This is a genomic window from Parasphingopyxis marina (assembly GCF_014237875.1).
Lineage (GTDB): Bacteria > Pseudomonadota > Alphaproteobacteria > Sphingomonadales > Sphingomonadaceae > Parasphingopyxis > Parasphingopyxis marina.
This window is the reverse complement of record NZ_JACJVJ010000001.1, coordinates 1,152,506-1,174,358: the sequence shown is the minus strand read 5'-3', so window position 1 is coordinate 1,174,358 and position 21,853 is coordinate 1,152,506. Positions and strand designations below refer to the sequence as shown.

The following is a 21,853-nucleotide window of genomic DNA, read 5'->3' as shown; positions in this document are numbered from 1 at the left end:
CTTTTTCCTTTTAGGAATGAATATGCGGCGCGGCTCCGATTTCGCCTATTTGATGCAGGTCTTTTGCACCGTGGTGCGGGAGGGGTCGTTCACGGGCGCCGCGCAGGCGCTGGGCACGAAATCGCCCTCGGTCAGCAAGGCGGTTGCCAAGCTTGAAGAGGAATTGGGCGTAAAGCTTCTATTGCGATCGACGCGCAGCATGAGCCTCAGCGAGCCGGGCGAATATCTCTATCGCGAAGGCACGAGACTGAACGAACGGCTCGCGTCCGTGCGCAGCGCGGTGGGAAGCTTTCGCGAAACGCCCAAAGGGCGGCTCACGATCACCGCCTCGGTAGCGGTCGGCCAGAATTTGATCGGCCCGGTGCTGCCGGCCTTCATGGAAGCCTATCCGGATATCAGCGTCGAGTTGCGGTTGACCGACGCGTTGCTCGACATCCGTTCGGAGGGCATCGACCTCGCCTTGCGCAGCACGCCGATCCTCGACGATTCCGCCCTGTTCAGCAAACGCATAAGCCAGCAACGCCGCCTGTTGGTCGCCGCCCCTTCCTATCTCCAACGGCGGGGCGTGCCCAAGGCACCGACCGATCTCGCCGATCACGCCGCCTTGGTGTTCAAGGGCAACAAGCTGTTCGACTGGTGGGAACTGACGCGCCACGGCAAGGCCGCGCGCGTCCGCGTGAAACCGGCTTTCATCAGCAACAATTATATGACGATCGTGCAGGGTGCGCGCGATGGCGTCGGCATCGCCAATGTCTTCGCCTATCTCGCCGGGGCAGATTTGGAGTCCGGAACGCTCTGCCCGCTATTGCCGGACTACGAACTGCCGGTTCAGAATATCTTCGCCCTCTATCACCAGAGACGCGAGCTTTCGCCGAAGCTCGACGCTTTTCTCGATCATCTCGAACGCGCCGGTTCGGCTTCGAACAGCTAGGCTGCCGACCGTCAGAGAGGCGCGGTTGAAAACAGCGTCTCGCGCTTCGCCTCAACCGATGCTAGAGGCCGCGCGCACATGCTCAATCTGACCGACATAACCGTGCGTCTTGGCGGGCGTACCATCCTCGACGGCGCGACGGCGGCGCTGCCGCCGGGCGGCCGTATCGGGCTGATCGGCCGCAACGGCGCGGGGAAGTCGACGCTGCTGAAAGTGATCAGCGGCGATCTGGAGCCCGATACGGGATCCGCGGAAATGCCCCGGCGCGCGCGGCTCGGCTATATCGCGCAGGAAGCGCCGGCCGGCAGCGCGACGCCCTTCGAAACCGTTCTCGCCGCCGATACCGAGCGCGCAGCGCTGATGGCCGAGAGCGAAACCGGCGCCGACCCGCACCGTCTCGGGGAAATCCACGAAAAGCTGAACGCGATCCAGGCGCATTCGGCCCCGGCCCGCGCCGCGCGCATCCTGGCAGGCCTCGGCTTCGACGAAGACGCGCAGCACGCGCCGCTCGACAGCTATTCGGGGGGCTGGCGGATGCGCGTCGCGCTCGCCGCCTTGCTCTTTTCCGCGCCCGACCTGCTGCTGCTCGACGAACCCTCCAACCATCTCGATCTCGAGGCGGTGCTGTGGCTCGAGGATTTCCTCAAAAGCTACCGGGCGACGATCCTGCTCGTCAGCCATGAGCGCGATTTCCTGAACAATGTCGTCGACCATATCCTGCATCTCGAACGCGGCAAGCTGACCCTGTATCCGGGCGGTTATGACGCCTTCGAAAAGCAGCGCGCCGAACGGCAGGCGCAGCAGGAAGCGGCCAAGGCAAAGCAGGACGCGCAGCGGGCCAAGCTTGCCGATTATGTCGCGCGCAATTCGGCCCGGGCATCGACCGCGAAACAGGCGCAGAGCCGCGCCAAGGCGCTCGCGCGGATGCAGCCGATCGCGGCGCTGGTGGACGATCCCTCGCTCAGCTTCGGCTTTCCCGACCCCGAGGAACTGCGCCCGCCGCTGATCACGCTCGACCTCGCCAGCGTCGGCTATGGCGAAAAGCCCGTTCTCGAACGGCTCAACCTGCGCTTCGATCCCGACGACCGGATCGCGCTGCTCGGCCGCAACGGCAACGGCAAGACGACGCTCGCGCGCCTGCTCGCCGCGCAGCTTGCGCCGATGGAGGGGGAGGTCAATGCGAGCGGCAAGATGCGGGTCGGCTATTTCACCCAATATCAGGTCGAGGAGCTGGACCCCGGCGATACGCCGCTCCAGCACATGACCGCGCAGATGCGCGACGAGAAACCGGCAGTCGTGCGCGCGCAATTGGGCCGGTTCGGCTTTTCCGGCGACAAGGCGACGACCAAGGTCGGCAAGCTATCGGGCGGCGAGCGCGCGCGGCTGGCGCTGGCGCTGATAACGCGCGACGCGCCGCACCTGCTGATCCTCGACGAACCGACCAACCATCTCGACGTCGATGCGCGCGAGGCCCTCGTCCAGGCGCTGAACGATTATGGCGGCGCCGTGATCATCATCAGCCATGACCGGCACATGCTGGAAATGACCGCCGACCGGCTCGTGCTCGTCGATTCGGGCGAAGCGAACGAGTTCGACGGGACGCTCGACGACTATATCGCCTTCGTGCTCGCCAAGGAGCCTGCGGCCGGCAGTGACAAGGGCGCGGCCAAGGTCAGCAAGAAGGAAGCGCGCAAGGCCGCCGCCGAAGCGCGCGAAAAGACCCAGGCCTTGCGCAAGCGCGCCCGCGAGGCGGAGGCGGCTATTGCGAAGCTGGCGGACGAGCGCAGCGCCATCGACCGCGCGATGTTCGAACCCGCCGCCGCCGAGGGCCCGCTCAAGAATATGGCAATGGGCGACCTTATGCAGCGCCGCGCGGAACTGGAAAGCCATATCGAGAAGGCCGAAGCGACCTGGCTGGAAGCAAGCGAAGCGCTGGAGACCGAAACGGGCTGACGCCCACTAGGGCGCAGGCGTTAAGTTGCGGAGGGTGCCAGCGATAGACGGATCGTCGCGCGCAGCCCGCCGCTTTCCCGGTTGGAAAGCGCCAGTTCGCCGCCATGATCGCGAACGATGGCGCGGGCCAGCGCCAGGCCGAGACCCGAGCCGCCAACCTCCCGATTGCGCGAGACATCCAGCCGCGCGAAGGGTTCGAACATCGCTTCGATCCGGTCTTCGGGAATGCCGGGGCCGTCATCGTCGATCTCGACCACCGCTTCGCCGCCGTCGGTTCGCACACGGACTTTCGCGCCGCCGCCATGGCGAATGGCATTGTCGATCAGATTGCGCACGGCGCGCTTGAGCAGGGTCGTCTGGCCCTTGACGACGACCCGTTCGCCATCGTCCAGCTCCACCGGCGCGCCGACATCGCGGAAATCCTCGATCGCGCTGTCGACGAGCGCGGAGAGATCGAGCCGTTCCGTCTCGCCCTTCACCCGGCCCAGCCGCGCCAGCGAGAGGATATCCTCCAGCATCGCGTTCATGTCCTCGATCGTCTCGACCATCCGCGCGCGCTCGGCCTCGTCTTCGACATTTTCCGCGCGGATGCGCAGCGCCGCAAGCGGCGTGCGCAGGTCATGCCCCAGCGCGCCCAGCATATGATCCTTCTCCGCGAGCATCGCGCCGATCCGCACGCGCATCGCATTGTGCGCGTCGATCAGCCGGACAACGTCCGAAGGCCCGCTCGCCGGCACCGGTTCCTGCGGCGTGCCGGCCTCGAACGTCTCGGCCGCCTCGGTGAGGCGATCGAGCGGACGGGAGATACGGCGCGCGAACCACCAGACGGCGAGCAGCACGATCAGATAGAGCACCACGGTATGCCCGGCGATCAACACGACCGCGCCATAGTTGCGAGGCCGCATCCGCATCCAGCCGTTGAGCCAGCGCTCGTCGTCGAGCTGCACCGAAACCCGGTAAAGCTCCCCCGGCGGGCCGCGATGGCCGCTCCGCTCGATCCGGCGTTCGAAGCGACGGCCGAAAAAGCGGCGGAACCGCTCGCGATCCGCATCGGCATCGCCGATCTGGACGGCGCGCGGTTCCAGCTCCGAGGCTTCGAGGACATGGGTGATCGCGCGGGCAAGGCCTGGATCCTGTTCCCTTCCCTCGGCGATAACGGCGCTGGCATCCTCGATCCGGAAAAAGGCGCGCCGCCGGCCGCCGCGACGTTCGCCGTCCCGCCGCCGGCTTTCTCGCCGCCGTTCGAAATCGCCAACCTCCAGTCCTTCGGCCTCGGCCATGCGCACGATGATGGGCGCCGCGGCCTCGGCGAGGCGCAGCCGTTCGCCGGCGCGATAATGGAGGACGAAGTTGATCGTCTGCGCGCCGAGCACGGCAAGCGCGACGATCAGCATCAGCTGGCCGAGCAGGCTGCGGGGCCAGAGCCACCTCACGGTAATGTTACCTCGGCGGCAAAGGTGTAGCCACCGCCCCAGACCGTCTTGATGAATTCGGGTTCTTTCGGATCGCTCTCGATCTTGCGCCGGAGCCGGCTGACCTGGTTGTCGATCGCCCGGTCGAAGGGCGCGGCCTCGCGACCCTGGGTAAGATCGAGCAGCTGGTCGCGCGACAGCACCTGGCGCGGATGGGTGACGAGCGCGAGCAGCAGGCGGAATTCGCCGGTCGACAATGCGACATTGACGCCGTCGCTATCGACAAGCGCCTGCTCGCCCGCCTTCAGCAGCCAGCCGCCGAACGCGTAAACCTGCTGGTCGGGCGCCCGCTGGGGCCGCGATCCACCGCCGGCGCGGCGCAGCACGACCTTGATGCGCGCGACCAGCTCACGCGGCGAAAAAGGCTTCACGACATAATCGTCGGCGCCGATCTCCAGCCCGACGATGCGATCGGTTTCCTCGGCCTTGGCGGTCAGCAGGATGACCGGGATTTCGGTATGTTCGCGGATATGGCGGGTCAGGCTGAGCCCGTCCTCGCCCGGCATCATGATGTCGCAAACCACGCAATCGATGGCGTAGCCGGCCAGTTTCTGCCGCGCGGCTTCGGCATTGGCGGCTTCGGAAACGCGAAAGCCGCTGCGCCCGATAAAGGCGGCGAGCGGCTCGCGGATCGAGCGTTCATCCTCGACGATCAAGATATGCGGCTGGCCGGACATGGTGAGAGCTTAGCGGCCTCCTTTGCGCGAAGCGACAGCGAAGAGGCGGCCGGCCACAGGAGGGGACCGGCCGCCCAGTGCCAAGGCAGGAAGAGGGGGCTAGCTGCCTTGGTTGTTCCGATTTTCGCGGCGTTCGCGACGCTGCTCGCGCATCGCCTGATGCGCTGCCTGGCGTTCGGCCGCGGTGACGATACCGTCGCTATCGGCATCGGCGCGCTGGAAGCGCTCGATGGCGCGGGCGCCGATCTCGTCGCGGGTGATGACGCCGTCGCTATTGGCGTCCATCCGGGCCATCACGTCGCCGCCGCCGCGATGGCCGCGACGACCGCGATGGCCGCGCCGTTCACCGCGATTCGCGCGCATCGCTTCGCGCTCTTCGGCGGAAATCACGCCGTCGCTGTCGGTGTCGAGCCGGGCGAAATGTTCGCCGGACCGGGCATCGAATTCGGCGCGCGTAATCTGGCCGTCGCCATCGGCATCGGCCTGGCCGAGCATGCCATGTCCGCCCCGTCCGCGGCGTTCGCCACGACGCTCGCGCATCTGCGCATGCAGCGCCTCGCGTTCGGCGGCATCGACGGAACCGTCGCCATTGGTATCCATACGGGCGAAATGCTCGTCGATCTGGGCGTTGACCTCGGCCATCGTCAGATTGCCGTCGCCATTCGCATCGGCGCGCATGCCGCGCTCCGCTCCGCCGCCTTGGGCGAGCGCCGCGCCGGCGATCAATGTGGCGGTGGCCGCGCCGATTATCAGGGTCTTTTTCATGGGGTCTTCCTTTGCTTTACCAAAAACTCCGGGCGGATCGGGGTCCGCCGATGAGAGCCCTTAAAGCGCATCGCCGTCGCGCAATTGTCCCGGCCCGGCGAAAAAGTGTCGCAAATTGTCGCAGGAAGATCGGTGCCGGAATTGCGTCTTGACCCGCGCGCGCCGCTCGGCGACATCGCCTGCGATGAACGAAACCGCGGAAATCGGCCATCCCGAAGAGGAATACCGGCCCGAAAACGACCAGCGGAAGCCGCCGAGCATCTGGTCGCGGCTGCGGGTGCTCGCGACGCTGGTCATTCTCGCCCTGCTCGTGCGCAGCCTCGTGGTCGCGCCGTTCAACATCCCGTCCCGCTCGATGACGCCGACGATGCTGGTCGGCGATTATCTGTTCGCGGCGAAATGGCCCTATGGCTATTCGCGCTTCAGCCTCCCCCTTCCCGGACTCTGGCCCGAGGGACGGCTGGGCGGCGGACGGCCCGAGCGCGGCGATATCGTCGTCTTCCGCTCGCCGGCCGATCCCGACACATCCTATGTGAAGCGCGTGATCGGCCTGCCCGGAGACCGGGTGCGGATGAGCGACGGCCAGCTTATCATCAACGGCGAGCGCGTGCCGCGCACCCAGGTGTCCGATTTCGAGGAGCCGGCCGAAGATGCCGGCGATTGCCCGGTCATCCCGCTGGGCAGCGCGCGGCTCGGTTCGAACGCGGACGGACAGCTCACCTGCTTCACCCCGCGCTATCGTGAGACCCTGCCCGGCGGGCACAGCTATTTCGTGCTCGATGCGGGCGACACGACGGCCGACACGACGCAATTGTTCGTCGTGCCGGAAGGCCATTATTTCCTGATGGGCGACGATCGCGACCGCAGCGCCGACAGCCGCTTCCCGCCGGAGCCCGGCGGCGGCGTCGGGCTCGTGCCCGAAGACTATATTATCGGCCGCGCGCTCGTCATCTTCTGGTCGACCGATGGCAGCGCGAGTTGGGCCAACCCGGTCAGCTGGTTCAGCGCCGCGCGCTGGGACCGTATCGGGCATGGATATTGAACCCCCGATATCGAGCCGATATTGAGCATGGCCCCGGAACGCGCCCCGGGCTAGAGGGTCGGCGATGACCGATACCGCCTCTACGGACTGGCTTGCCGATACCCTGGGGCACTCCCCGCGGGATATGGCGCTGTTTACGCGCGCGCTCACCCATCCGAGCACCGGCGAGCCCGATTACCAGCGCCTCGAATTTCTCGGCGACCGGGTGCTCGGGCTGATCGTGTCGACCTGGCTCTTCGATCTTTACCCCAAGGAACCCGAAGGGCTGCTCAACAGCCGCCTCGCCGCGCTCGTTTCGCGCCAGACCTGCGCCGATATCGGCCGGGAAATCGGCGTTGCGCCGCATATCCATCTCGGCAAGCAGGCCAAGGACGATGGCGGCGGGGATAGCGACAATGTGCTCGGCGACGTCGTCGAGGCGCTGATCGGGGCGCTCTATCGCGATTCCGGTTTCGATGCCGCGCGCTCCTTCGTCTTCCGCAAATGGGAAAGCCGGGTCGAGGCCATGGACAGCGCGCCCCAGCATCCCAAGAGCGCGCTGCAGGAATGGGCGGCGGCGAACAAGTGCAAGCCGCCCGTCTATTCGATCGCCGAGCGTTCGGGCCCGGCGCACAACCCCCATTTCACGATCCGCGTCGAAATCCCCAACCGCGCCCATGCGCTGGCCAAGGGCAGCTCGAAACAGGAAGCCGAAACCGCCGCCGCGCAGGCGCTGCTGGAGAAACTGACATGACGCAACGCTGCGGCTTCGTTGCCATTGTCGGCGCGCCCAATGCCGGCAAGTCGACCCTCGTCAACGCGCTGGTCGGCCAGAAGGTCGCGATCACCAGCCCCAAAAAGCAAACCACGCGCACCCGCCTGATGGGCATCGCGATCCAGGACAAAACCCAGATGGTGCTGATCGACACGCCGGGCATCTTCGCGCCGAAACGGCGGCTGGACCGGGCGATGGTCGCGGCGGCCTGGGGCGGCGCGGAAGGCGCGGACCTGATCGCGCTGATCGTCGATGCCAAGGCGGGCCTCAAGGGCGGGATCGAGGCGATGGTCGAAAGCCTGCGCAAGCGCCCCGAGCCGAAGCTGCTGATCCTCAACAAGGTCGATATCGCGAAGAAAGACGAGCTGCTGCGCCTCGCCGCCGGGCTTAACGCCCTGCTGGAACCGCAGGACACCTTCTTCATTTCCGCGACCAGCGGCGATGGCGTGGAAGAGCTGAAACAGGCGCTCGTCGAAGCCATGCCCGAAGGCACATGGCATTTCCCCGAAGACCAGGTGAGCGACGCCAGCCAGCGCCTGCTCGCCGCCGAGGTGACGCGCGAACAGCTTTACCATCAGCTCCGCAACGAGCTCCCCTATGCCAGCGCGGTGGACACCGAGAGCTATACGGAGCGCCAGGACGGATCGGTCGAGATCCGCCAGCAGATCCTCGTCGCCCGGCCGACGCAAAAGGCCATCGTGCTTGGCAAGGGCGGCAGCCGCATCAAGGAAATCGGATCGGCGGCGCGCGAAGAGTTAGCCGAAATGCTCGGCCGCAAGGTCCACCTGTTCCTGCACGTAAAGGTAAAACCCGACTGGGAAGAGGACCAGGCGCTCTACCGCGATATCGGGCTGGATTGGGTGGAATAGCCTAGGCGCTCAAATGCTCAACGAGGATCTTCACGCCGAGCGCAATCAGCACCAGCCCGCCGAAAATCTCCGCCCTGCCCTCGAAGCGTTTGCCGACATGGTGGCCGCCTAGCGCGCCTCCGAAGCACAGTATCGCCGTCACGATGCCGATCACCGCGCAGGCCCAGCCTACAGGCACGGCGAGCAGCGGCAGGGTGATGCCCGCCGCCGCTGCATCGATACTCGTCGCGATGGCGGCGGCGAACAGGTGCCAGCCGGCGAGCGCAGGATCGGCCTCCGTATCCTGCCGCGAGGCGCGGATCATGTTGAGGCCGAGCGCGGTGAGCAGGCTGAAGGCGATCCAGTGATCGACGCTCTCGATCCAGCCGGCAAAGGCCGTGCCGAGCCCCCAGCCGATCAGCGGCATTACGGCCTGCGCAATGCCGAAGGCCAGCGCCAGCTTCAGCGCCTCGCCGACCCGCATCCGCCCGGCCGCGCCCTGCGCCAGCGACACGGCGAAAGCGTCCATGGCGAGCGCCAGGGCAAGGACGAAAACGGCGAACATCGCGGCTAGCCCAGAACCTCGTCCACCCATGCCGGGACAAGATCGCCCGCCCGGCCCATCCGGCTTTCCTCGAAGAAAATGCTGCCCTCGCTGGGATCGAGATTGAGCTCCAGGGTGCGGGCGCCATAATGCCGCGCCGTCTGGACGAAGCCGGCGGCCGGGTAGACGGCACCCGAAGTGCCGATCGAAACGAACAGGTCGCAGGCAGAGAGCGCCGCGTCGATCTCCTCCATCCGGTAGGGCATCTCGCCGAACCAGACGATATCGGGACGGACATGGCCGCTTGCGCTGCAGACGGGGCATGGCGGCCGCTGGGCCATCTTGCCCTCGAACGGATGGCGGGCGCCGCACGCCAGGCACCAGCCGGATTTGAGCTCGCCATGCATATGCAGCAACCGCTTCGCGCCGCCCCGCTCGTGCAGATCGTCGACATTCTGGGTGACGATCAGCAGTTCGCCCTGCCACGCCGCGTCGAGCCTTCCGAGGGCATGGTGCGCCGGGTTGGGCTCGACCTTGCCCAGATTGGCGCGGCGCTGGTCGTAGAAATCGAGCACCAGATCGGGGTCGCGGGCAAAAGCCTCCGGCGTCGCGACATCTTCGACGCGCTGCCCCTCCCACAGCCCGTCCGGCCCGCGAAAGGTCGGCACGCCGCTTTCAGCGGAAATGCCTGCCCCTGTCAGCACGACGATATTGCAAATTTCCGACATGCCTCATCCATAACGGGGCGAAACGGAGCGGCAAGCCGGAGCGGGAAACGCAAAGCTGTAAATGTTGGAATTTGTCTGCCACACAATCAGAATGACGGACCGAAAGACCCACCTGATGGACGGACAGGCAAGCCGCTTTACCCGCGACCTGTGTCAACCAGTGTCAACCGCCGACAGGCCGAGGACGAACATATGATGACCGCAATCGGAATTATCGGAAGCGAAGGCCGGATGGGCCGGGCGATCGCGGCGCTGATCGAGGAAAGCCGCGCGGCGCTGGCCGGCGGCGTCGACAATGGCGGCGATGTCGGCGCGCTGGCGACGGCGGCCGATGTGCTCGTCGATTTTTCCGCGCCCGCCGCGCTGGGCGACTCTCTCTCCGCCGCGCGGGAAACCGGCACGCCGATCCTGATCGGCACGACCGGACTGCGCGACGAGCATCACGCGCTGATCGACGCGGCGGCGGCCGATATCGCGGTGCTGCAGGCCGCGAACACGGCGCTCGGTGTCAACCTGCTCGCCCATCTCGTCCGCGATGCCGCGGCGAAGCTCGGCGACGACTGGGATATCGAGATTGTCGAGATGCATCACCGCCACAAGGTCGATGCGCCGTCGGGCACCGCGTTGCTGCTCGGCAAGGCTGCCGCCGAAGGGCGCGGGACGACCCTGGGCGAAGTGCGCGAGGAAGGCCGGGCGGGCCTCGATTGCGCGCGCACCGTCGGCGCAATCGGCTTTGCCAGCCTGCGCGGCGGATCGGTCGCCGGCGATCACCAGGTGGTCTTCGCCACCGAGGGCGAGCGCATCGAACTGGGCCATCGCGCCGAAAGCCGCGAAATCTTCGCGCGCGGCGCGATCAAGGCCGCGCTCTGGCTCGTGGGCAAGCAACCGGGGCGCTATTCGATGGGCGACGTGCTGGGGCTTTGAAGGAAAACCGAGCCCCATGAAAAAGGCCGATATCTACGAGCTTTTCCACCGGCTTTCGGAGAATAATCCGGAGCCCCAGACCGAGCTCGACTATGTCAATCCGTACACGCTGCTCGTCGCGGTGGCGCTCTCGGCGCAGGCGACGGATATCGGGGTGAACAAGGCAACCAAGGAACTCTTCAAGCAGGTGCAAACGCCGCAGGCGATGCTGGACCTGGGCGAGGAAGGCCTGAAGGAACACGTCAAGACGGTCGGGCTGTTCAACACCAAGGCGAAGAACGTCATAAAGGCCGCGCAGATGCTGGTCGACGAGCATGGCGGCGAGGTGCCGCGCGATCGCGAGGCGCTGGAAAAACTGCCGGGCGTCGGCCGCAAGACCGCCAATGTCGTGCTCAACGAGGCATTTGGGGAGGAAACCATCGCGGTCGACACCCATATCTTCCGCGTTTCCAACCGCACCGGGCTTGCCCCAGGCAAGACGCCGCTGGCGGTAGAACTGAAGCTGGAAAAGGTCACGCCGGCGGATTTCAAGCGCCACGCCCATCACTGGATACTCCTCCACGGCCGCTATATCTGCAAGGCGCGGACGCCCGAATGCTGGCGCTGCCAGGTCGCCGAATTCTGCCGCTATAAACCGAAGACGCCGGCGCCCGCGCCGAAACGAAAGGCGATGCCTTAAACTGCCGTTCATCCGGGCTTCATTATTCCGGACAGCCCAAAGGAGAGACACCATGCGCAGATCGATTTTTGCCCTTTCCGTTGCCAGCGCCGCCGCCGGGATTGCCGCCTTCGCCCTCCCCGCCACCGCCATGGAGGACGAGCTCCCCGAATGGCAGCAGGCCCGTGCCATCGGCACCGCCGAACGCTGCATCCCGCTGCGCCAGATCCGCAGCACCGAAGTCCGCGACGATCAGACGATCGACTTCGTGATGACCGGCGGCCGGACGTACCGGAACACCATGGCCAACCGCTGCGGCGGCCTCCGGTTCGAACGCGCGTTCAGCTATTCGACCTCGCTCAGCCAGCTCTGCTCGTCGGACATCATCACCGTGCTCAACCGGACGGGCGGCGCCTTCATGCGCGGCGCAAGCTGCGGGCTCGGCGAATTCACGCCGATCGAATTTCCTGAAGACGCGGAAGAATAGCGCAGCGGCGGGCAAGCGGGCGGATGCGATAAACAGGGTTGGCGAAAGCCGCCCGTTCCGCTACCCGCTTCGCCCACGCACCCGTAGCTCAGCTGGATAGAGCGCTGCCCTCCGAAGGCAGAGGCCACAGGTTCGAATCCTGTCGGGTGCGCCAGCTTCCTGAAATCCCGCAACCGCCGATTTTCCTTGGGCTTTGCTCATTGGACCGATACGCCTGCGTCCCGTCGGCACGTCCAATCCATCGCTCGTGACACAGCAATGACACACGGAGCGACAAGATGGCTACGATCAGGAAACGCGGCGATAGCTGGTACGTCCAAATTAGGCGCAAGGGATTCACACCCAGATACAAGACCTTTGCCAAGAAAAGCGCGGCCCTCGCATGGGCGCGGTCGCAGGAAGCGATGCTGGATGCGCGCTATCCCTGCCTCAACGGACAATCGCTATCGAAGATCACACTTCGAGACTTGTTGGAGCGCTACAAGAACGACGTTTCCAGTCTCAAACGAAGTGGTGCCAGCGAGCAGCTACGTATCTCGAAGATGCAGAATGCTCCGCTCTGTGATCTCGCTTTGTCAGCCGTCACACCCGCTGCCATTGCGTCCTATCGCGACGAACGCCTTTCAGAAGTTAAGCCCGGAACCGTTCGGCGAGAACTCACTGTGTTGCGTCATGCGTTCGCCGTTGCCGCGCGCGAGTGGGGCATCGACACTGGGACCAACCCTGTATCGGCCATCAAGCGTCCAGAGGTCAGGGATCAGCGGACGCGAAGATTGCGAGAGGGCGAGCTAGAGAAATTGCGCGAGGCTCTGCATCACACACGAAACCGTCATCTCGGACCAGTGATGGAATTTGCTTTGTCCACTGCCATGCGGCGCGGCGAAATTTTGAGCTTACTTTGGGCGGATGTCGATCTATCGGCCGGAACCGCTCATATTCGCCATAGCAAGAACGGCGAGACAAGGACTGTACCACTTTCGAAAAGCGCGATCTCGATCCTGTCAACGCAACCCCGTACAGAAGATAGAATTTTCCCTGTGTCGGGAGAGGCTATTCGCAGTGCATGGGAGCGGCTTCGGACGCGAGCAAATCTGAACGATTTCAGATTTCACGACTTGAGGCACGAGGCAATATCGAGGCTCTTTGAGATCGGATTAAACGTTCCCGAAGTCGCCCTCATCTCAGGTCACAAAGACCCGAAAATGCTGTTCAGATACACGCATCCTAAACCACAAAACATCCTACTGAAAATGAAAAGGGCTGGCGCATAACGCTGACACGTAAACTTTGCGGACTTAAGTAGGGTTAGAATAAAAGATAGATGCATTATCAACTTATCTTACGAAAATAACGTTTTATCGCAAAATTCGTAATAATTTATTGTAATATATGCATCTTATACTATCTGCCTGCAATCCAACTGCGAACTATGTCAAAACTCTTCTTAATCCCATGTGGAGTTAAGAATTTGAATAGTTTGCATAAAAATCCCGAAAACCCGAACCCGTTTGCTGTACTTGTGGACACTGGATTCTACGTTTTTCCAGTCGAAGCAGGAGGCAAACGTCCTGTTGTCAAATGGTCTGAGTATCGTGACAGACAACCAACCGATGACGAATTGGCCGAATGGCACCGCTTAAATTTTAATGTTGGCCTCATATGTGGCCGCCAGAGCGGCGTTCTGGTGCTCGATATAGACAGTGATGAAGCAGCAGAGTTTGTTGCGAAGCTGGACCTGCCGTGCACACCTACCGCAAAAACTGCCCGAGGCCGTCACATCTATTTTCGTTATCCGGACTATGAAGTTCGTAATTCGGTTGGACTGGCATCCCACAAGCTCGATGTACGTGGCGAAGGCGGCTATGTTGTCGCCCCGCCATCCATTCACTCAACTGGTTTTGAGTACGAGTGGGAGATATCACCTCTCGAAGCCGATCTCGCGGAAGTCCCAGAAAACCTGAAATCTGTATTGCTTTCCGATGCCGCAAATCATCGTCAGATACAGCTATCTGCGGAGACGCCGGAACTGGCTACAGCAATGGAGCAGAACCGATTTGCTTGGGTTCTGGAATGCCAGCTTCGTGCATCGATCGATCGCTTGAAAGACTGCAAAGAGGGAGAACGGAACAACACGCTTAACCTCGTTGCATTCAATCTCGCTCGCTACGTTGCGGGAGCAAAAGCCAACTGGGAACCTTTCGTTCTCGCCCTTTGCGATGCCAGTAGTGCCATCGGGCTGGGTGAAGCCGAGGCTCGTGCAACTTGCATCAGCGCCTGGAACGCCGGTTCCAAGGAACCAGTAGGGTGGATGACGCTCGCTTGCGAGTGGGCATTTCTTCAGAAACGCGACGAATTCGTCCACATAGAAAGCGGTAAGACCGTCAGGCCGAATGCTTTCAACAGGAGCTATAACCACCTCCTTGAAGGGGAGAAGGGCTCGATTTCGTCAATCCTAACGAAGAACGAGTTTGTACTGATCCTGCATGATTTCGGTTTCGATCCTACGACATCCGACCGCATCTACAGGGAAGGTAATTTCCTCTATCTGAACCGCTACGTGCCACCGGGCATCGAGAGCGTGCCGGGAGACGCTGGTCCGTTTGAGGATTTTCTTCAGTACCTCGTCCCACATGATGAGGAACGCGAACACCTTTTGAAGATGATAGCATGGACGGTCCGTAATCCCGGCCAAAAGCTAGGACACGCTTTGCTTCTACGCTCGACGAACCAAGGTGTCGGGAAGACCACTCTCATCAATATCTGGCGGCAATTGGTTGGAATGGAGAACACTCGGAAAGCGAATTCGGACGAGGTTCGAGGCCAGTTCCAAGGCTTCCTCGGCGACAACCTTTTGGTTGTGATCGAGGAACTGAATCTTGGCAGCGGATTGCAGATGTACAATCGTCTGAAGGATATGATCTCCGACGACACGGTCGTGATAAACGAGAAATACGTGCCGGTCCGCGAAGCCAAGAACCTCGCCAGTTTCGTATTTCTCTCCAATCTCAAGACCCCGTTGCTGATCGAAGACACGGACCGCCGCATCTTCTTTGTCGACTCTCCCGCTGTGGCGAGAGATAGCGACTACTATGTCGGTTTTCAGGCATGGTGGCGTGAAAATCTCGGCGTCATTCTTCAATATCTGGAGCACGTGGATTTGAGTACATTCGATCCACGAGCCCATCCGCCGGAGACAAGAGCCAAAGCCAAGTTGCGGACATCCAGCAGGAGCCCGTTGGAGCAAACGGTCATCACCGCCATGCAGGAACGGGTATTTCCGTTCTCAAGGGATGTTTTTTCTCTCTCCGAGGTGAAGGCATACCTTCGGTACACGGAAGGATACGTAAGCAGCAGAAAGCTGACGGACGCCCTTGAGGAACTTGGTGCTGTGCCTGTGGCGCAACATCGAACCGAAGGCTTCTGGAGGATGTTTGATGACGGCACCTTCCATTGGATACGGGATGAGCGATCACGGCAAAGCTTGTGGATTCACTGCAATCCGCAGTTTTGGCTGAAAGTTCCACCAGTCGACCGCGCTGCGGAATTCGCCCGCTATGATGGTCTGCTAGTCAATCTGGATCCCCTGATCCGGTCCGTTGACCAATAACACGTGGCTGCCTGATTGTCTGACTGTCTAGGCTGTTAAGGAAGCTGAGAGGGCGTATTCTCGCGCTCTCTCAGCTTCCCCTTCACTGTATCCACCTCTCCGAATCAACATAGTAAGTTAGACAGTTAGACAAATTGGCCCCGTATAAGGCTTCAGGCTCTCCGGCCCACCGCACTGGCGCCAACGTGCCCCTAAAGGCACAATCAACAATTTTGTTTCAGCTGGCTTCCAACCCCACGCGGTGCCGGCTAACACTTAAAGATGCTGTCTGACATCGCCCTCTTGGACACTAATCGTCCGAACACCGACGATTCTGACAAAACTAAATTAGTCGCAGTCGATCTTTTCGCAGGTGCCGGCGGATTTTCGCTTGGTGCCATCCAGGCTGAACTTCATGTCGCTGCAGCCTTGGAATACGACACGCATGCATCGACAACTTATCGTGAAAATATCCAAAAAAAATGGTCGCCAGACACGAAAGTCATTGCCGAAGATATAATAGAATTCGGACCAATGAAGTTCCTGGAGGAAACGGGGCTGCAGCAAGGAGATTGCGACATCTTACTCGGCGGCCCACCGTGCCAAGGATTCTCTCAGCACCGGCTGCACGACAGTGGCATCGACGATCCTCGGAACGCACTGCTGTTGCGATATTTTGACTACGTAAAAGCGTTGAAGCCCACGCTTTTCCTTATCGAGAATGTTCCGGGCCTTCTTCGGACCAAGCATGAGCATTATCTGAAGAGATTGTACGACATGGCGAAAAAGGCCGATTACGTTGTTGAAGATCCTGTAGTGCTGAATGCACGTGATTTCGGTGTTCCGCAAAATCGAAAGAGGGTTTTCATACTAGGGCGTCATAAACGGAAACTGGAAAAAGGCGTTGATTGGCCTCCGGAAGCAACGCACCACAAGCCGACTGAAGTTGGCGTGAATAAAAAATTATCTTGGAAGACAGCGGCAGCGGCATTCCGGCCGACTACAGCAAATGACCCCAATGCTAAGCATATGAATTCCGGCCCCCTTGTGACGGCGGCCCTAGCTTCAACACCGCATAATGGTGGTTCCAGGCATGAGTCATCACGCGAGTTGGAATGCCACAAGAACCACGACGGTCATAAAGACGTTTATGGACGTATAGACTCCAATAAACCCGGCCCCACAATGACCACAGCATGCGTAAACCCGTCCAAAGGACGGTTTGTTCATCCCACGGAAGACCATGGAATTACCGTACGACAGGCAGCACGATTACAGACCTTTCCCGATCAATTCGTCTTCCATGGCGGGCTTATGGCGGCAGGAAAGCAGATAGGAAACGCCGTCCCCGTCGAAATGGCGCGAGTCCTCTGCGAGTTTCTTGTCGATCAGCTAAAATAGCAACTCGCCGCCAAGCTTCCGTATGCAATAAGGTTGCGCTTTCCCGCAGCTACGATTTTTTTTGAAAGTCCAACCCAATCCGCGTTATTGAACCGCCAAGGGTTTGTAGAAGGTTCAAGGCATATTCGTAGCGCAACTGCGCAACTACAGTTGCTTCCCGAACAGCAAACTCAAAGTTACCGCTCTCACTATCCTTTTTCGGAAGTTTCCGTTCCAGCCGCCTAATCGACAGTGGTAACGGTGATTGCGATCTTTCCTCGGGCCAGAACAATCTGCCATCATCGTCAGCATAAAAAGTTGACCACACAGGATTGTCGGATGAGCCATCGACAATCTTAAATGCTTGGTAGGGCTCTTGTTCTCCGCTTCTTGTCCGGAGAAAAACATATCGATTGCTGTTCACTTTTTTGAGCGCAGTCGCCATTTCGACTTCGTCCATCCAAACGGCCGTAAAACGCTTCCAGCCGTCGAAAGAATCTGGGGCATCGTTTTTGCCTTGCCCCGGCACGAGGTCACAAATCGGAGACAAACAACACCAGTATGCATCATTAATCTTCAGAACATGCCCCGTCTGCAAATGCCAGCCTGTCACCGGCATACTGCACACGAAAACATTGTGGTCACGGATCGCTCTATCCATTTTTTCGTTTATCGAAAGATCGATGCCGAATCGTTTGTCCACGAGCCGAAGATATGCTCCAGATTTTATTGGTACAGGTTCAACTGCGTCTGCCCCTGCTAACTTCCCTTCATCCTCAAGAGTAGCTTCATCTGCCTCGATCAATTCATTCATGAACTTGGAAACTCTCGGCAGTATCTCCGCCAGCAACTGTTCAGTATGGCGACGAACGGTTTCATCTATCAAAAATGATCGGGCAGATGTCTTGTCTTTGACAAGACGTAAATACCAATTTGCGGCGGCATATGAATCTCCGAGCATTCGATCCTGAACTTCGATACCGTGCTCATCAATTTCCGCACGAACCATCGTGGCTAACAATCGTGACGGTCGGGGTCCCCAAGATGATAGGGCTTCTCTCAAAGTTTTGAGCAGCGGCCCTTCCTTCTTCTTCGTAAAAGCTAGAAATCCAAAATCAGATCGAATCCAAGGCGGCGAACCATTGCGACCTTCGTTCCATGCTGCAATCCGAAGATCCGTATCTGACAAACCATTCGTTTCGTCGTTTTGGAAATCGTCAAAAGCACCGGCGACGAAGGTTCTCCAGTCCTCTTCAGACACTCCATAGTCGCGAAGAATCTGCACAAACCTTGCCCCAGCGCCACCGTCAATCACAAAGGGATCAAGGCCTTCGCTTCTCGCGCGAAAGTAAATCTCTTTACTGACAAGCGCTTTCAATGCTGGGCCGACGCCTGGATCTCGGCCGGGGTCATATTTATCGCTGTTTTCAAAGCGACGGTTCGCATCAAGCAGAGTTTCTGGATCCGCGAAGTCTGGATCGGGATGCAGAAGTCCGATCAACACTTCCGGAAATACCTCGTCCAATTCTTTGTTCGTATGGATCACACAGAGATTGAAATGCGCATTTTTCAGAATGCTCCGGGCTATTGAAATAGCCAAGCTCCCATCTTCATCATTGCCCGGTTCGAGATTGTAGTCCAAAATCAATAGATCGGTCTGATGCAGATGTTCGGCTACGTCCGGTTCTTGTTCTTTAGATACTTCGGTCGCCAACTTCGGACGTTGATCTGCGTCCTTCCCCGAAATTAGGCTTGGGTCGTGAATATCTAAAAGATACGGCCGTCCTGCTCCTCGAAACTCTGATATGACCAGCTCAACATCTTTTGCGTGGTGCTCCCAATCCTCTTGGTGCCACTCTTTGTTGATTGCTGCGGCAAGCGTTCCATCAATCGTAGGGTATTGATCGTCGACGATTAGAACAGATCGAATAGGATCTATAAACGCCTTTTCTATGAAGCTTGCGTATGTGTCATTCATCGCTGAACTCGGCACCGGTAAATTCTATAACAAACGCCGCCCCATCCAGTTCGACGTTGTCCTCCGCCTCTTTATAGCGGATGGAATGTCCGCCAGCGGTAAGGTTTGCTCTCGCCAAATACAAGCCAACACCACGCCCTCCACGAGCTTTACGGGTAAAAAACAAACTAAAGAGATTCTCGATATCTTCATCTGCAACACCAGGACCGTTATCGGCAACTATTACAGAAGTACCGTCCGTATGAATTGATATCTCTCCGTCCTTTCGATTCAATGCGGTCCAGTAGATGCTGTTGTTCACAAGATTTATAAAAACAGGCATGATGCGGGACGGTCGGTCTAAAAGTATCATACCTTCGAACCGAGGATCGGTCGTCAACCTTATTCCCGTTCGCGCAAGCACGGGCGCAAAAAAGTTTCTTATGTACTGGCTGATCTCGGCACCAGAAATCTCCCGTTCGACTCTTTGACCAGCTAATCGCAGCGGCGAGAGGAAGCGAAGATGATCCGTAAGACCCTCCACTCCTGTCTGTAGGTCCTGGTAGGCCTTCAGCTCCTTCATACTTTCGGGGAAACCAGCCAGAGCGGAAGTGATAATGCTATCGTAGTCTTCGAGATCGTGACCGGAAATTTCTACCGCAATACCAAGTTGTGCAAGCGCATTGAGCCTTTCGATCTCCTTCCTCGCATCTGAGAGTTCTTCCATTCCAGAAGCTGCGAGAGTCTCAAGATCAATGCTCTCACTCAAGGCTTCGAGTGATCGAACATAAGGTTCAAAGAAACTGCGATTTTCCTGGCGCGCTTTGCCAAGGATAGTTTCCAGCTTCGAAAAAGTCGTCGTGTAATCCTGCAAATTCGACCTAAAAAACTGGATCTCGTCCGCGATTTCTTGATTCAGTAAATCCTCCCTCTCTGCTCGAAGTTGACGCATTCGCTCAAATTCGCGCTTTTGGATACCTTCCACTCGCGACGAAAAGTCCTGAAGCTGTAAACGAATACTCTTCTTGATCTGTACGGCATAGTCTTCGACCGCCTTTGAGGGGTTGGTCGGTTCGAAAGATGCAACCGCTGCTTCGAAAGCGGCCCGATATGCGCTTACAGCATCCGATAGAGAGGCGAATTCTTCTCGGTAGCGCTCATAATCTCCTTTAAGGCTGCCAAGAGCTTTTGGAACATCCGGAATTGCGAGTTCAACTAGTTTTATTTCAAAGTGATGGAGACTCTCTTTGACCGCCAACATTTCATCATCGTTGCCAATGCTTAGACTATCGGTTGCTGCTAATAAATCTTCCAAGATGCCCGGTATAGAAGCGAGATGGGCTTCGAGCAGTTTGGCAAATTCGGCCCGCTGTCTCTTTTGAAGTTGTTGACGCGCCTCACGAGCGCGTGCGGCCTTATTCGACGCCTTAATGTCGGGCAATTGCGTCTTGCGAATATCCGACGAAGATCCAAAAAACCTCCGTGCCGAAACCATCAATATGTTGTCGACGATCGATTTGAATGCTTTCGCAGCTACGTTATCCAGGAGTCCTTCGCGTCCCGCCTTGTCTTTCAAATTCGGATTGCTCGACCGACTTATAGCAATGCGACCAAACATTTGGCGGTGATTCCAGAACTCACGACCCGCACTACGGGATCTTCGGGATTCAATTTCAAAAAAATCGTTATCCGCTCGGCCGTAAGGCAAAACGCGCAGACCATCCCGATAGATCATGAAACCTGCAAATTGTTCCGCCAATGCTTTGTAATGCTGGTGCTCTTGCGCCGTATGCGTGGAGTTTATCGCGTCCCATTCCATAGCGGATATATAGAACCTAAACGGCCCGATTTTCGTATTCGCTCTGTCAGGAATTTTTGCATTTTTGGGAGGTTCGATAGTAACGGCATCTGGGAGCCAAGTACCGAAACTTTTTATGCGGCCAACAAAGACTCCATCGTCGTTGACGGTCCCCTCGATACAGTGTTCCATCCCTTCAACCTGCCGTCGGTTGAAGTTCTTGTCCGTGCCAAGAACCATTTCTTCACGACCGCCGCGATGAACTGCAACGGCATATCGAAAGTCGGGAGCAGTCGGTTTCGATTTCGCCCGGTCATCTTCGACGATGTATGGGTCGATAAAGCTCGAAAGCGTTTGATTAAACCTATCGCGAGTAGCCTTCTCAGAGGCATCGAACGGGGGGTGAGCAAGTTGCGCGCGCAGGTCGTAATTTAGACCGGCCACCATAAGTACCGTTCCATGCTTACCGCCAAAATTTTTCCAAACATCCAAATCTGCAGCTTCGAAGGGGCTGGATGCGGCTAAACTTTGGATCGCAAGCGAAGGAGCGGTGAAATTTGTTTCCACACCTTTGTGTTCTTGAGCATGGTTTTTATCGTATGCCGCCCAGGCGCCCTCTAGAACCTGCTTGGCCTCTTCACTGCGTCCATCTCCGGTCACGTTCGTGACAAGAAGGTTATGGAGTACTTCGATCTGGTCAAATATATCCTGAGGCTTTTCAAGATTTACGACCGGGATCTCGATGTCTGACAAGTTTATGAAAGGGTTTTCGAAAAGGCGCCAATCGATAAGAGCCGCAACGGCATCTTCCGATTTACGCTTGCTTAGAAGCAGCAAAAGTGGGCCTAAATTCGCACAAGATAAACGGCCAATGCCTTTTTGCCCCTGTCTCGGCCGAGGCGGCAAGCCATTGCGATCTACCCTAGGTACCGACGACGTATCGTCCAGCTTGCTTTCCGTTCCGATTACCAGCCATCGCTCGTCGAATTCGCGGCGAGACATGCCATGACCGTCATCCGACAGCACGGCGACCGGCTCTGCTCTATCTATGATGTCGAGCTGTACGTTTCGAGCATAAGCATCGTAAGAGTTTTTCCAGAGTTCGGAGATTGCCGTGGGGCAGTCGGCAATCTGTTCTCGCCCAAGATGATCGACCGTCCTTGCCCGCGTCTGGAATGACGCACTGCTCACCATACTGCGCCGTGATCGTATCGGCTTATCCGCCATATTTGCGCGAAGCCCCCTGATCGCAATCCAAAGTCTCGATTACGACATATCCCGCTCGCTGGAGCAGCCGTCAATAGATCGACGCGATTGAACCGAAGTTACACCTCTCATCGCATTTCCTC

At 59.2% G+C, this 21,853-nt stretch carries 18 protein-coding genes and 1 tRNA gene; 12 read left to right on the top strand and 7 right to left on the bottom strand.

The genetic code is table 11. The annotated features are described in order from the left end of the window. Positions 1 to 22 precede the first annotated feature (22 nt). Together H6P80_RS05855 and H6P80_RS05850 are read left to right on the top strand one after the other, a co-directional pair. A complete protein-coding gene (locus tag H6P80_RS05855; protein ID WP_185800370.1) occupies positions 23 to 931 on the top strand; it encodes a LysR family transcriptional regulator in 909 nt (302 codons plus the stop codon). A gap of 78 nt (positions 932 to 1,009) precedes the next feature. Beyond that, a complete protein-coding gene (locus H6P80_RS05850) occupies positions 1,010 to 2,884 on the top strand; it encodes an ABC-F family ATP-binding cassette domain-containing protein (RefSeq protein WP_185800369.1) in 1,875 nt (624 codons plus the stop codon). Positions 2,885 to 2,904: 20 nt separating this feature from the next. Here the strand turns inward: H6P80_RS05850 and H6P80_RS16685 are convergent, their stop codons facing one another. From H6P80_RS16685 to H6P80_RS05835, 3 genes are all read right to left on the bottom strand, one after another. Continuing rightward, positions 2,905 to 4,317, bottom strand: a complete 1,413-nt coding sequence (locus H6P80_RS16685) for an ATP-binding protein (RefSeq protein ID WP_185800368.1) — start codon at positions 4,315 to 4,317, stop codon at positions 2,905 to 2,907. After that, the gene (locus H6P80_RS05840) at positions 4,314 to 5,033 is read right to left on the bottom strand and encodes a response regulator (RefSeq protein ID WP_185800367.1); all 720 of its coding nucleotides are present in this window, start codon (positions 5,031 to 5,033) and stop codon (positions 4,314 to 4,316) included. Before H6P80_RS05840 ends, H6P80_RS16685 begins: the two co-directional genes overlap by 4 nt. A 99-nt stretch (positions 5,034 to 5,132) precedes the next feature. Beyond that, on the bottom strand, positions 5,133 to 5,798 hold the full coding sequence (locus tag H6P80_RS05835; protein ID WP_185800366.1) for an EF-hand domain-containing protein: 666 nt from the start codon (positions 5,796 to 5,798) through the stop codon (positions 5,133 to 5,135). A gap of 148 nt (positions 5,799 to 5,946) precedes the next feature. On the opposite strand from H6P80_RS05835, the gene lepB reads away from it, so the two are divergent. From lepB to era, 3 genes are all read left to right on the top strand, one after another. Beyond that, the gene (gene lepB, locus H6P80_RS05830) at positions 5,947 to 6,840 is read left to right on the top strand and encodes a signal peptidase I (protein ID WP_235973729.1); all 894 of its coding nucleotides are present in this window, start codon (positions 5,947 to 5,949) and stop codon (positions 6,838 to 6,840) included. 64 nt (positions 6,841 to 6,904) lie between these two features. Then, positions 6,905 to 7,573 carry a ribonuclease III gene (gene rnc, locus H6P80_RS05825; protein ID WP_185800364.1) on the top strand — a complete coding sequence of 223 codons (669 nt, stop codon included), beginning with the start codon at positions 6,905 to 6,907 and terminating at the stop codon, positions 7,571 to 7,573. Continuing rightward, entirely contained in the window at positions 7,570 to 8,463 is an 894-nt protein-coding gene (gene era, locus H6P80_RS05820) for a GTPase Era (RefSeq protein WP_185800363.1), read from the top strand. The genes rnc and era overlap by 4 nt, the downstream gene beginning before the upstream one ends. Before the next feature lies 1 nt (position 8,464). Here era and H6P80_RS05815 read toward each other — a convergent pair whose 3' ends face one another. Both H6P80_RS05815 and H6P80_RS05810 read right to left on the bottom strand, forming a co-directional pair. Then, on the bottom strand, positions 8,465 to 9,007 hold the full coding sequence (locus H6P80_RS05815; protein WP_185800362.1) for a manganese efflux pump MntP: 543 nt from the start codon (positions 9,005 to 9,007) through the stop codon (positions 8,465 to 8,467). A 5-nt stretch (positions 9,008 to 9,012) separates the two neighbouring features. After that, a complete protein-coding gene (locus tag H6P80_RS05810) occupies positions 9,013 to 9,714 on the bottom strand; it encodes an NAD-dependent deacylase (RefSeq protein ID WP_185800361.1) in 702 nt (233 codons plus the stop codon). 195 nt (positions 9,715 to 9,909) lie between these two features. On the opposite strand from H6P80_RS05810, the gene dapB reads away from it, so the two are divergent. From dapB to H6P80_RS05775, 7 genes are all read left to right on the top strand, one after another. After that, entirely contained in the window at positions 9,910 to 10,638 is a 729-nt protein-coding gene (dapB, locus tag H6P80_RS05805; protein WP_185800995.1) for a 4-hydroxy-tetrahydrodipicolinate reductase, read from the top strand. 16 nt (positions 10,639 to 10,654) lie between these two features. Then, positions 10,655 to 11,317 carry an endonuclease III gene (gene nth, locus H6P80_RS05800; RefSeq protein WP_185800360.1) on the top strand — a complete coding sequence of 221 codons (663 nt, stop codon included), beginning with the start codon at positions 10,655 to 10,657 and terminating at the stop codon, positions 11,315 to 11,317. A gap of 52 nt (positions 11,318 to 11,369) precedes the next feature. Continuing rightward, positions 11,370 to 11,783, top strand: coding sequence for a hypothetical protein (locus tag H6P80_RS05795; protein WP_185800359.1), 414 nt, complete (start codon positions 11,370 to 11,372; stop codon positions 11,781 to 11,783). 77 nt (positions 11,784 to 11,860) lie between these two features. Further along, a tRNA-Arg gene (locus H6P80_RS05790) sits at positions 11,861 to 11,937 on the top strand. A gap of 124 nt (positions 11,938 to 12,061) precedes the next feature. Continuing rightward, entirely contained in the window at positions 12,062 to 13,054 is a 993-nt protein-coding gene (locus H6P80_RS05785) for a tyrosine-type recombinase/integrase (protein WP_185800358.1), read from the top strand. Positions 13,055 to 13,251: 197 nt separating this feature from the next. Next, positions 13,252 to 15,390: a bifunctional DNA primase/polymerase gene (locus H6P80_RS05780; RefSeq protein ID WP_185800357.1), complete on the top strand. Its 2,139-nt coding sequence runs from the start codon at positions 13,252 to 13,254 to the stop codon at positions 15,388 to 15,390. A gap of 261 nt (positions 15,391 to 15,651) precedes the next feature. Further along, positions 15,652 to 16,770 (top strand): DNA cytosine methyltransferase, encoded by a 1,119-nt coding sequence (locus tag H6P80_RS05775; RefSeq protein WP_185800356.1) that lies wholly within the window; start codon positions 15,652 to 15,654, stop codon positions 16,768 to 16,770. 49 nt (positions 16,771 to 16,819) lie between these two features. Here H6P80_RS05775 and H6P80_RS05770 read toward each other — a convergent pair whose 3' ends face one another. Further along, a complete protein-coding gene (locus H6P80_RS05770; protein WP_185800355.1) occupies positions 16,820 to 18,727 on the bottom strand; it encodes a response regulator receiver domain in 1,908 nt (635 codons plus the stop codon). Then, positions 18,720 to 21,731, bottom strand: coding sequence for an ATP-binding protein (locus tag H6P80_RS05765; RefSeq protein ID WP_185800354.1), 3,012 nt, complete (start codon positions 21,729 to 21,731; stop codon positions 18,720 to 18,722). The genes H6P80_RS05770 and H6P80_RS05765 overlap by 8 nt, the downstream gene beginning before the upstream one ends. Positions 21,732 to 21,853 lie beyond the last annotated feature (122 nt).